The sequence below is a fragment of the Paraburkholderia sp. WC7.3g genome (genome assembly GCF_050436345.1).
Classification (GTDB): Bacteria; Pseudomonadota; Gammaproteobacteria; order Burkholderiales; family Burkholderiaceae; genus Paraburkholderia; species Paraburkholderia podalyriae.
The window spans coordinates 4,180,384-4,191,426 of record NZ_JBNDMA010000002.1; the positions used below are offsets into that span (position 1 = coordinate 4,180,384).

General features: G+C 62.4%; 11 protein-coding genes and 1 tRNA gene. 6 read left to right on the forward strand and 6 right to left on the reverse strand.

Annotated elements, in window-relative coordinates:
- Window positions 1-35: 35 nt before the first annotated feature.
- Window positions 36-587: a hypoxanthine-guanine phosphoribosyltransferase gene (locus OKW43_RS30885; RefSeq protein ID WP_187636722.1), complete on the forward strand. Its 552-nt coding sequence runs from the start codon at window positions 36-38 to the stop codon at window positions 585-587.
- 90 nt (window positions 588-677) lie between these two features.
- Here the strand turns inward: OKW43_RS30885 and OKW43_RS30890 are convergent, their stop codons facing one another.
- Window positions 678-1,277, reverse strand: coding sequence for a MarC family protein (locus OKW43_RS30890; protein ID WP_187636723.1), 600 nt, complete (start codon window positions 1,275-1,277; stop codon window positions 678-680).
- A 12-nt stretch (window positions 1,278-1,289) separates the two neighbouring features.
- Entirely contained in the window at window positions 1,290-3,026 is a 1,737-nt protein-coding gene (locus OKW43_RS30895) for a proline--tRNA ligase (RefSeq protein ID WP_187636724.1), read from the reverse strand.
- Between the two features lie 305 nt (window positions 3,027-3,331).
- On the opposite strand from OKW43_RS30895, the gene OKW43_RS30900 reads away from it, so the two are divergent.
- A complete protein-coding gene (locus OKW43_RS30900; protein WP_187636725.1) occupies window positions 3,332-4,081 on the forward strand; it encodes an RNA pyrophosphohydrolase in 750 nt (249 codons plus the stop codon).
- Window positions 4,082-4,157: 76 nt separating this feature from the next.
- Window positions 4,158-4,715 (forward strand): CNP1-like family protein, encoded by a 558-nt coding sequence (locus tag OKW43_RS30905; protein ID WP_429451611.1) that lies wholly within the window; start codon window positions 4,158-4,160, stop codon window positions 4,713-4,715.
- 131 nt (window positions 4,716-4,846) lie between these two features.
- Here the strand turns inward: OKW43_RS30905 and proB are convergent, their stop codons facing one another.
- From proB to rplU, 4 genes are all read right to left on the reverse strand, one after another.
- The gene (gene proB, locus OKW43_RS30910; protein WP_187636727.1) at window positions 4,847-5,965 is read right to left on the reverse strand and encodes a glutamate 5-kinase; all 1,119 of its coding nucleotides are present in this window, start codon (window positions 5,963-5,965) and stop codon (window positions 4,847-4,849) included.
- A 68-nt stretch (window positions 5,966-6,033) separates the two neighbouring features.
- A complete protein-coding gene (gene cgtA / locus OKW43_RS30915) occupies window positions 6,034-7,155 on the reverse strand; it encodes an Obg family GTPase CgtA (protein ID WP_187636728.1) in 1,122 nt (373 codons plus the stop codon).
- A 236-nt stretch (window positions 7,156-7,391) separates the two neighbouring features.
- Window positions 7,392-7,652, reverse strand: a complete 261-nt coding sequence (rpmA, locus tag OKW43_RS30920; protein ID WP_008923994.1) for a 50S ribosomal protein L27 — start codon at window positions 7,650-7,652, stop codon at window positions 7,392-7,394.
- Window positions 7,653-7,677: 25 nt separating this feature from the next.
- Window positions 7,678-7,989, reverse strand: coding sequence for a 50S ribosomal protein L21 (gene rplU, locus OKW43_RS30925; protein WP_007180329.1), 312 nt, complete (start codon window positions 7,987-7,989; stop codon window positions 7,678-7,680).
- Between the two features lie 283 nt (window positions 7,990-8,272).
- Here rplU and OKW43_RS30930 point away from each other — a divergent pair, with 283 nt between their 5' ends.
- From OKW43_RS30930 to OKW43_RS30940, 3 genes are all read left to right on the forward strand, one after another.
- Window positions 8,273-9,265 carry a polyprenyl synthetase family protein gene (locus OKW43_RS30930; RefSeq protein WP_187636729.1) on the forward strand — a complete coding sequence of 331 codons (993 nt, stop codon included), beginning with the start codon at window positions 8,273-8,275 and terminating at the stop codon, window positions 9,263-9,265.
- Between the two features lie 49 nt (window positions 9,266-9,314).
- A tRNA-Pro gene (locus tag OKW43_RS30935) sits at window positions 9,315-9,391 on the forward strand.
- Window positions 9,392-9,612: 221 nt separating this feature from the next.
- A complete protein-coding gene (locus OKW43_RS30940; RefSeq protein WP_187636730.1) occupies window positions 9,613-10,911 on the forward strand; it encodes an HlyC/CorC family transporter in 1,299 nt (432 codons plus the stop codon).
- Window positions 10,912-11,043 lie beyond the last annotated feature (132 nt).

Sequence of the window (11,043 nt, forward strand, 5' to 3'; positions counted from 1 at the left end):
CACACCATGTATACAGTTACCGTCCGTCAGACGTCATGAACCGCGAAGAAGCCCTCCATATTTTTCAACGCTCCGAAGAGATCGTTTCGGCCTCGGACGTCACTGCGTCGATCGCCCGCATGGCGGCCGCCATCCGCGACGAGATCAGCGAGGACTTCCCGCTCGTTCTGTCGGTGATGGGCGGCGCCGCGGTATTCACCGGCATGCTGCTGCCGCACCTCGACTTCCCGCTCGAGTTCGACTACATCCACCTGACGCGCTACCGCAATACGACGAAGGGCAGCAACGAGATGCAATGGCGCGTCGCGCCGGCCGAGGCGGTCAAGGATCGTGTGGTGCTCGTGCTCGACGACATCCTCGACGAAGGTGAGACGATGGCCGCGATCCGCGACCGCATTCTCGCGATGGGCGCGAAGCGCTTCCTGTCCGCGGTGCTGTGCGAGAAGATCATTCCGAAGGCGAAGCCGCTGCGCCCCGATTACTGCGGCTTCGAAGTGCCGGACCGGTACGTGTTCGGCTGCGGGATGGATGCGAAAGGCTACTGGCGCAACCTGCCGACCATTCGGGCGCTGACCGAGGGGGCGTGAGCGGCGCATCCGCGAACCGGCGAAAAAAAGCAGCCTGGATGGCTGCTTTTTATTGCTGCGACGATGGCAACTCGCAAGCCGACTCCCGCTTCACAGCTTGTGCACGAAAGAGCGGATACCACCGAGCATCATCTCGACCGAAATCGCGACGAGTACGAGGCCCATCAGCCGCTCGAACGCCGCCATCACCCGTTCACCGAGCCGCGCCTGAATGCGCTCGGCGAGCATCAGCACGATCGCGCAGATGATCATCGTGACGGTCAACGCGCCGACCCACTCGAATGTCTTGCCCGGCGCCTGCGAGGTCAGCAGCATGACCGTTGCGAGCGCCGACGGGCCCGCCAGCGCCGGAATCGCCAGCGGCACGATCAGCGGCTCGCCGCCGCGCGCGTCGCCGCCGAACGGACCGTCCGGATGCGGAAACACCATCCGCAGCGCGATCAGAAACAGCACGATGCCGCCGCCGATCCGCAGCGACTGGTCACTCAGGCTCATCATGCGCAGAAAGCTCTGCCCGAGCACCATGAACACCAGCAGGATCGCAAACGCGATCGCGACCTCGCGCAGGATCACGATCGTGCGCCGCTCCGGCGACACACCCCGCAGACAGCTGACGAAGATCGGGATGTTGCCGAGCGGATCGGTGATCAGGATCAGCAGCACGGTCGCGGACAGGAAGGTGTACTCCACTGCCCGCTCCGCTTAGTTCGCGAGCGCCGCGCGCACTTTGACGATCACCGTCTGCGCGGCGTCCGCGACCGGCAGCAGCGTCGCTTCGGCATCGCGGCGGCCCTGATACTCAATCTTGCCGTCCTTCAGACCGCGGTCGCCGATCACCAGTCGATGCGGCACGCCGATCAGTTCCCAGTCGGCGAACATCACGCCCGGACGCTCGCCGCGATCGTCGAGGATCACGTCGATGCCGGCCGCGACTAGCTCCGCGTACAGCTTGTCGGCCTGCTCGCGCACCGCGTCGCTGCGGTCGTAGCCCATCGGGCACAGCACGACTTCAAACGGCGCGATCGACTCCGGCCAGATGATGCCCTTGTCGTCGAAATTCTGTTCGATCGCGGCGCCGAGAATACGCGTGACGCCGATGCCGTAGCAGCCCATTTCCATCGGCCGCGGCTTGCCGGTTTCGTCGAGGCAGGTCGCGTTCATCGCTTCCGAGTACTTGGTGCCGAGCTGGAACACGTGGCCCACTTCGATGCCGCGGCAGATGTCGAGCACTCCTTTGCCGTCCGGCGACGGATCGCCCTTCTTCACGTTGCGGATGTCGGCGACGACCGGCTCCGGCAGGTCGCGGCCCCAGTTCACACCGGTAATGTGATAGTCGACCTCGTTCGCGCCGACCACGAAGTCGCTCATGTTCGCGACCGTGCTGTCCGCGATCACCTTGACCGGCTTCTTCGTGTTGATCGGACCGAGATAGCCCGGCGGCGTGCCGAACGTCTCGACGATCTCGGCTTCAGTCGCCATACGGAAAATACCGAGGCCCGGTAGCTTGGCCGCCTTGATCTCGTTCAGATCGTGATCGCCGCGCAGCATCAGCAGCCAGATCGTCGGCTCGGCGCCTTCGTTCTCAGTGGCGAGCACGACCGACTTGATCGTGCGTTCGAGCGGAATGTTCAGCAGTTCGGCAACCGCCTCGCACTTCGCCTTGCCGGGCGTCGCGGTCTTCTTCATCTCTTCTGCCGGCGCCGCGCGCTCTGCGATCAGCGGCAGCGCTTCGGCTGCCTCGACGTTCGCCGCGAAATCCGAGGTCGGGCAATACGCGATGTCGTCTTCGCCGATATCGGCGATCACGTGAAATTCGTGCGAGCCGCTGCCGCCGATCGAGCCGTTGTCCGCCGCCACCGCGCGGAACTCGAGCCCGAGGCGCGTGAAGATGCGCACGTACGCGTCGTACATCTTGCGATACGACTCGCGCAGACCCTCAGCGTCCTTGTCGAACGAGTACGCGTCTTTCATCATGAACTCGCGGCCTCGCATCACGCCGAACCGCGGACGGATCTCGTCGCGGAACTTCGTCTGGATCTGATAGAAGTTGACCGGCAGCTGGCGATAGCTCTTGATCTGATTGCGCGCGATGTCGGTGACCACTTCCTCGTGCGTCGGGCCCATCACGAAATCGGCCTGCTTGCGGTCCTTGAAGCGCAGCAGCTCGGGACCGTACTGCTCCCAGCGGCCCGATTCCTGCCACAGTTCGGCCGGCTGCACGGCCGGCATCAAGAGCTCGATGGCGCCTGCCCGGTTCATTTCCTCGCGCACGATTGCTTCCACCTTGCGGATCGAACGCAGGCCGACCGGCAGGTAGTTATAGATACCGCCCGCGACGCGACGGATCATGCCCGCGCGCACCATGAGCTTGTGGCTGACGATTTCGGCGTCGGCGGGCGCTTCTTTGAGGGTGCCGATAAAGAAACGGGAGGCTTTCATTCAAAGTGTCCAAAAGCGGCGGCTTCCGGTGGGGACCGCCAAAAAAGGGTGAAAACATGGGAAAAATCGACACAGATCCGGTGGCGCAGCCGGTACGGTTCGCGCGACCGGCGGCGCGCTGCCCCCGCACGGCGCCGAAACCGCCGCGCAAAGCCTCTCTGACAAGGGATCGGCACGGAAAACCGACAGGCTACCGCAAACACGGGCTTGTTGCGGCGAATCGCTCCATCCTTATGCGTTCCGGTGCGTAGGGTCCGTTATCTGTTTATAATCAAAGCAATTTTAAAGGATTCGAAGGTGGTTGTATGCTGGATCGTGAAGGCTTTCGCCCGAACGTCGGCATCATCCTCTTGAACGCGCACAACGAGGTGTTTTGGGGCAAACGGCTCCGTGAACATTCCTGGCAGTTTCCGCAAGGGGGCATCAAATATGGTGAGACCCCCGTGCAAGCGATGTATCGGGAGTTACACGAAGAAACCGGGCTGCTTCCTGAGCACGTCAAGGTGATCGGTCGCACGCGCGACTGGTTGCGTTATGAGGTGCCTGACAAGTTCATAAAGCGCGAAGTACGCGGTCATTACCGCGGCCAGAAACAAATCTGGTTTTTGCTCCGGATGGTAGGACGCGACTGCGACATCTGTTTGCGCGCCACCGCCCACCCTGAGTTCGATGCGTGGCGTTGGAACGAGTATTGGGTGCCGCTCGACTGTGTGATCGAGTTCAAGCGGGATGTGTATCAGTTGGCGCTGACGGAGCTGTCCCGTTTCATGCGCCGGCCTGCGCCGCGTGCGGAAAGACCTGGCGGGCATCATGGGTCGCGTTATCCCCGGATAGCGTCGTCGATGCAAAGCCCGCCGGATTCCATGGTAGGCACGATGGTCACTACCGTCACGACCGTTAGTTCAGTCAGTGTCGAAACTTCGACGCGCGTGCTGGTCGTGCCGGATTGCGGTCCCGGCCCACGGGATGCGAACGTGAGACCGGAGCACGAGCGCGAAACGGCCGAAGCCGACGAGGCAGTCGCCCCGTTAGTCCGACGAGGCGTGCGCGATTAACCATTCCAGGCGGCGGCTCACGCCGCCTCTCTCTGGCGCGGCTTTCGAGCCGCGTCCGTCTTTCGAGGGAATCATATTGAAAGCATTTGCACTCGCCGTGGCGTGCGTCGCCACCGGCGCTCTGCTGGCAGGCTGTTCGAGCGCCGGCAAACCGACCAACAAAGACGACGGCGCGTTCACCTATCTGCTCGATCGCAAGAGCAACTGGGTTGAAAACAAGGTCGACACGTTGCCGCCGCTCCCCACCGACGCGAACCTGCTGCCATTCGAGGTCTCCGGCAATACGCCGTTGCAATTCGCGGTCGACCCGAAGTCGGTCAGGGTCGGCGATGACGGCGTCGTGCGTTACACGGTGGTCGTCACGAGCCCGGGCGGCGCGCGCAACGTCAATTACGAGGGCATTCGCTGCGACACGTATGAATGGCGCCAGTACGCGGGCCTGAACGCCGATCACGACGGCTGGGACACCACGGTCGCCAACCAGTTTTCGCGGATCGAAAACGGCGCGCTGAACGCGTACCAGGCCGCGCTGTATCAGGACTATATGTGCGCGAACAAGATTCCGACCGGCACAGCGCAGCACATCGTCGAGAATATTCGCTACAAGCGCACGCAGACGTCGCAGATTCATTGACTCCGTTTGCGCGGCACGCGCCTGGTTCAGGCGAGTTCCTTGCGCGTGACGACAAAAAGCCGTTCTAGCCTGCGCTGGAACGGCTTTTTTGCGGGCTCTTTATGTGAACGATGCGCGTGCCGCCTAGGAGATCAAATCAGCACGAGATTATCGCGATGAATCAGCTCTGGCTCGAGCATATAGCCGAGCACCGACTCGATCTCACCGCTCGGACGCCGCTGGATCAGCTTGGTTTCCGCGCTGCTGTAGTTCGTCAAACCACGTGCGACCTCGCGCCCCGACGCGCTCAGGCAGGCGATCACCTCGCCGCGCGCAAACGCGCCCTGCACGCCGACGATGCCGATGGGCAGCAGGCTCTTGCCGCCGGCGGTCAGTTTTTCGACCGCGCCGTCGTCGATCACTACGTGGCCGCGCACCTGCAGGTGATCGGCCATCCATTGCTTGCGCGCCGCCATGCGCGCGGTGCGCGCGATCAGTTGCGTGCCGATCGCCTCGCCCGCCGCCAGCCTCAGCAGCACGTCCGCCTCGCGCCCACTTGCGATCGCCGTATTGGCGCCGCTATGGGCCGCGCGCTTCGCGGCGAGAATCTTGGTCAGCATGCCGCCGCGGCCGAGACTCGAGCCCACTCCACCCGCCATCGCCTCCAGTTCTGCCGCGCCGGCGTCGGCCTGCTGGACGAGCGTCGCGTTCGGGTCCTTGCGCGGATCGGCGGTGAAGAGGCCTTGCTGGTCCGTCAGAATGATCAGCGCGTCGCCCTCGATCAGATTGGCGACCAGCGCGCCGAGCGTGTCGTTGTCGCCGAACTTGATTTCGTCGGTGACGACCGTGTCGTTCTCGTTAATGATCGGCACGACACCGAGTCGCAGCAGCGTGAGCAGCGTGGAGCGCGCATTCAGATAGCGCTCGCGGTCGGCGAGGTCGGCGTGCGTAAGCAGGATCTGCGCGGTCTGGATGGAATGCTCGGCGAAGCGGCTTTCGTACACCTGCGCGAGGCCCATCTGACCGACCGCCGCGGCCGCCTGCAACTCATCGATTTCACGCGGCCGCTTCGTCCAGCCAAGCCGCTGCATGCCCTCGGCGATCGCACCCGAGCTGACCAACACCACTTCCTTGCCCTGCGCGCGCAGCGCGGCAATCTGCGCGGCCCAGCGGCCGATCGCCGCATGATCGAGGCCGCGCCCGTCGTTCGTGACGAGGCTCGAACCGACTTTGATGACCAATCGCCGTGAATCTGCGATGACGGAACGCATTGTGCGCTGCCTCCCAAGATGATGCGTACGCATGTCGACGCCCGCCGCTGGCGCCGGCGCTCGATTTGTTATTCCTGCGGATCGGTGCCGGCTTCGCCGGTCGCGGCCGGTATTTGCGTCCCCTCGCGGAAACGCACGTCGGAGGCGAGGTCTTCGGCTTCGGCCGCGCGTTGCGCGTCGGAATGCTCGGCGAGGTAGTCGAACACCGCGTAGCAAAGATTTTCACAGCCCTGACCTGTCAGCGCCGAGATCTCGAACACCGGACCGTCCCAGCCGAAACCTTCGAGGAAAGCCGCCACGCGCGCTTCGCGATCGTCCTCAGGCACCATGTCCAGCTTGTTTAGCACGAGCCAGCGCGGCTTCTGGTAAAGCTCATCGTCGTACTTGCGCAGTTCGTTGACGATGGCCTTCGCTTCGACGACCGGATTGATCGATTCATCGAACGGCGCAATGTCGACGATGTGCAGCAGCAGGCCAGTGCGCTGCAGGTGACGCAGGAACTGATGGCCGAGGCCGGCGCCTTCCGCCGCGCCTTCGATCAGCCCCGGAATGTCGGCGATCACGAAACTGCGGCTCGGCCCCACGCGCACGACGCCGAGATTCGGCGCGAGCGTAGTGAACGGGTAATCGGCGATTTTCGGCTTCGCGTTCGATACCGACGAGATAAACGTCGACTTGCCGGCATTCGGCATGCCGAGCAGACCGACGTCGGCCAGCACCTTGAGTTCAAGGCGCACCATCCGGCGCTCGCCCGGCTTGCCGTCGGTCTTCTGACGCGGCGCGCGGTTCGTGCTGGACTTGAAATGCAGATTGCCGAGGCCGCCGGCTCCGCCTTGCGCGATCTGCACGCTCTGGTTGTGCTCAGTCAGATCGGCGATCAGTTCGCCGGTTTCCATGTCCGTGATGGTGGTGCCGACCGGCATGCGCAACGTGATGTCGTCGCCGCCCTTGCCGTAACAATCCGAGCCGCGGCCGTTTTCGCCGTTGCGCGCCAGATGTTTTTTGGCGTAGCGGTAATCGATCAGCGTGTTGATGTTGCGGTCAGCAACCGCGATCACGCTGCCGCCCCGGCCGCCGTCACCGCCATCGGGACCGCCGAACGGAACGAATTTCTCGCGGCGCATCGACGCGCTGCCATCCCCTCCGTCGCCGGCGATGACTTCAATCCTCGCTTCGTCAATGAACTTCATGCGTTACTCCATCCCGTGGTGTACTGCCCGATTCGATGCAGGGGGTTGATACTGATTGGATTCTGCTATTTTGCCGCGCGCGCCGTGCATTGATCAATCGACCGAACGGCATAGTCGCCGGCGACAAGCGGTTAGCTGCGCGGCTTCGCCGCCACTCGAAAGAGGCGCCGCAATAAAAAAGGCCCCGCGAACTTCGCGGGGCCTTTTCCGGTCCTGAAGCCCGTGCCTGATAAAACTCAGGCTGCCGGGACGACGGAAACGGTGTGCTTCTTCGCCGCGCCCTTCGTCGAGAACTGGACGTGGCCGTCCTTCAGCGCGAACAGGGTGTGATCCTTGCCCATGCCGACGTTCTCACCAGCGTGCATGCGCGTACCGCGCTGACGCACGATGATGCCACCAGCATTGATAGCCTGGCCGCCGTAAACCTTGACGCCGAGGCGCTTCGATTCAGAGTCGCGGCCGTTCCGGGACGATCCGCCTGCCTTTTTGTGTGCCATTTGATTTGCTCCTTAACCGATGCGCTTACGCGTTGATCGCGTCGATGCGCAGTTCGGTATAGTTCTGGCGGTGGCCGCCATGCTTCTGGTAGTGCTTCCGGCGACGCATCTTGAAGATCGTCACTTTGGCGTGACGACCTTGCGACACGACGGTAGCCTTGACGGAAGCCCCACTGACCAGCGGCGTACCGAACTTAATCGATTCGCCTTCGCCCACTGCGAGAACCTGGTCGAGCGTGATTTCAGCGTCAATGTCTGCCGGTATCTGTTCTACTTTAAGTTTTTCGCCGACGGCAACCTTGTACTGCTTGCCACCGGTTTTTATGACCGCGTACATTGAGAACCTCACTCTGTATTCATTTTTCCCACGCACCGCGCGCGGAAACTGTCGATTATACATAGAGTTAGCTGCTCGGTCAAAACCTGCTCACCAAACCGTCTACTGTCCGGCTTCTCGCTTTCTCACAGATGGTCGCATGCGGTAACCAGCGACGCGCGGTGCCCCGCAGACGGCCTCGGGGGCAGTCCTTGCGCCATGCGAAACGCATCCGCGCCGCACCCGACGACCCGGAAACGCCCCGATCACCTTATAATTCGCGGCACTACCCAATTCAGCCATCATGTCGTCGACTGCCACCCCCTCCCCCAACGTCGCCAGCCTGCTTGCTCCGATCGCCGAAGACATGCAGCAGGTCAATCGCGTCATCCGGCAACGTCTTGCGTCGGACGTGATGCTGATCAATCAGATTTCCGAGTACATCATCAGCGCCGGCGGCAAGCGGCTGCGGCCCGCGCTGTTGTTGCTGGTGGCGGGCGCGCTTGGCGACACGACGGGGCACCGGCACGAGCTGGCCGCGGTCGTCGAATTCATCCACACGGCCACACTGCTGCATGACGACGTGGTCGACGAGTCCGACCTGCGGCGCGGTCGCCAGACCGCCAACGCGTTGTTCGGCAATGCCGCGAGCGTTCTGGTCGGCGATTTTCTGTATTCACGCTCGTTCCAGATGATGGTCGGCGTGGGCAAGATGCGCGTGATGGAGATCCTGTCGGAGGCGACCAACATCATCTCCGAAGGCGAAGTTCTGCAGTTGTTGAACATGCACGATGCGGACGTCGACGAAGCCCGATACATGCAGGTGATCCGCTACAAGACCGCAAAGTTGTTCGAGGCGGCCGCTCAGCTCGGCGCGGTGCTGGCCGGCGCCGACGCGAAAACCGAAGCCGCCGCTGCGGAATACGGCCGCCGCATCGGTACCGCGTTCCAGATCATGGACGACTGGCTCGATTACACGGGTACGGCCGAGTCGATGGGCAAGAACGCCGGCGACGATCTGCGCGAAGGCAAACCGACGCTTCCGCTCATCTATCTGATCGAACGCGGTACGCCGGAGCAGTCGGCGCTCGCGCGCGAAGCAATCGAGCAAGGCGGCACCGACCGGTTCGATACGATTTTCGACGCGATCACGCGCTCGGGCGCACTCGACCACACTCTCGAGTGCGCGAAACAGGAAGCTCAGGCAGCCGCAGCAGCAATTTCCTCGTTTCCCCATTCCATTTTTAAAGAGAGCCTGCTAGAATTATGCTCTTACTCGACGGCAAGGCAGTCTTGAACGAGACTGAACCGGCGAATCAGTCCGAGTCGAGTCGGCAGTACCAAATCGGGGTGTAGCTTAGCCTGGTAGAGCGCTACGTTCGGGACGTAGAGGCCGGAGGTTCGAATCCTCTCACCCCGACCAGATTCACCTTGTTCACTCAGGTTTCAAAAACCGCCGCAGCATTGCTCGGCGGTTTTTTGTTTTGCGCGGCGAATTTCGCTGCTTCAATACTGCGCTGCGCCGCTGTCTTTCCCTTCTGGCGGCGCGCATATCGCAGCTCTCGCGGCAGCCGCCGTCCACGGCGGAACGCACAGCCCCCTCTGCTATATTCTCTCCATCCTTTCCCTTATTTTTCCCGACGCGTGGAACAACTTCCTTTATGGGCGCAGATCGGCGCCGTCCTTCTGCTGCTCGTCTGCTCCGCCTTCTTTTCCATTTCCGAGACAGCGATGATGGCGCTCAATCGTCATCGCCTCAAACATCTCGCCAGCAAAAACACGCTCGGCGCGAAAACGACCCAAGGCCTGCTCGCGAAAACCGATCAGTTGCTGAGCGTGATCCTGATCGGCAACAACCTGTTCAACACGATCATTCCGGTACTGACCACATCTGTCGCGTTGCATACGTTCGGCCGCAATAGCCTCGTGCTGTCGATAGCGACCGGTATCGTCGCATTCCTCATCATCGTTTTCGCGGAAATCACGCCAAAGATCGTCGGCGCGACGTTTCCCGAGAAAATCGCGCTACCCGCGAGCCTGCTGATTGCCCCGCTGATGCGCGTCGCAAGACCGTTGATCTGGTTCGTCAACCTGTTCGCCACCGGCATCCTGCGCGTGCTGCACATCAATACGAAGGGCGCGCGCGACCAGCGGCTGTCCACCGAGGAACTGCGCACCATCGTGCTCGAGTCGGGCAGCTTCATGCCGACCAAACACCGCAGCATCCTGCTGAACCTGTTCGACCTCGAAAACATCTCCGTCGATGACGTGATGATCCCGCGCCGCCGTATCGAGGCGCTCGACTTCGACGCCCCGTTCGAACAGATCCTGCATCAACTGGAGACCTGCTATCACAACAAGCTGATCGTCTACCAGGGCGACATCGACCGCGTGCTCGGTGTGCTACACGTGCGCAAGACGCTGTCAGCGCTGCACAACCAGGAGCTTGAACGCGATACCCTGCGCGAGCTGCTCGCCGAGCCGTACTTCGTGCCGAGCGGCACGCCGGTGTTCCAGCAGCTGCAATACTTTCAGGAGAGCCGGCAGCGGATCGCGCTCGTCGTCAATGAATACGGCGAACTGCAAGGTCTCGTCACGCCAGAGGACATCATCGAGGAGTTGATCGGCGAATTCACCACGTCGATTCCGCGTGGCGCCAGTTCGCGCGGCGGCTGGAACGAGGCGGGCGAATGCATCGTCGCGGGCAGCATGCCGTTGCGCGAGCTGAACCGCTGGCTGCAACTCGCGCTGCCCACCGACGGCCCCAGGACCCTCAACGGCCTGATTCTCGAAATCCTCGAAGACATCCCCGACGGCGACGTCTGCGTGCGCATCGGCGACACCAAGCTCGAAGTGATGCGCAGCGACGATCAGGCGATCCGCACCGTCAAGCTGTTCAAATCGCCGTCGCGCACGAAGACCGGTAAAGCACGGTCCAGCTGAACCTGTCGCCGGCGCTCGCTGATTCACAGTCAGCATCGCACAGGCTCGCGACACGCACCATTAGCCGAATGGCCGAATGGCATTCGGACGCCCGCAACCGGAAGATGAAGCCGTCATGTTCTACAGGCGGCT

Excerpts from the sequence above, each read along its gene's own strand:
- cgtA (WP_187636728.1), bottom strand. The coding sequence starts at position 7,155 with ATGAAGTTCATTGACGAAGCGAGGATTGAAGTCATCGCCGGCGACGGA.
- OKW43_RS30930 (WP_187636729.1), top strand. The coding sequence starts at position 8,273 with ATGTCGTCGACTGCCACCCCCTCCCCCAACGTCGCCAGCCTGCTTGCT.
- rpmA (WP_008923994.1), bottom strand. The coding sequence starts at position 7,652 with ATGGCACACAAAAAGGCAGGCGGATCGTCCCGGAACGGCCGCGACTCT.
- rplU (WP_007180329.1), bottom strand. The coding sequence starts at position 7,989 with ATGTACGCGGTCATAAAAACCGGTGGCAAGCAGTACAAGGTTGCCGTC.
- OKW43_RS30895 (WP_187636724.1), bottom strand. The coding sequence starts at position 3,026 with ATGAAAGCCTCCCGTTTCTTTATCGGCACCCTCAAAGAAGCGCCCGCC.
- OKW43_RS30885 (WP_187636722.1), top strand. The coding sequence starts at position 36 with ATGAACCGCGAAGAAGCCCTCCATATTTTTCAACGCTCCGAAGAGATC.
- OKW43_RS30900 (WP_187636725.1), top strand. The coding sequence starts at position 3,332 with ATGCTGGATCGTGAAGGCTTTCGCCCGAACGTCGGCATCATCCTCTTG.
- proB (WP_187636727.1), bottom strand. The coding sequence starts at position 5,965 with ATGCGTTCCGTCATCGCAGATTCACGGCGATTGGTCATCAAAGTCGGT.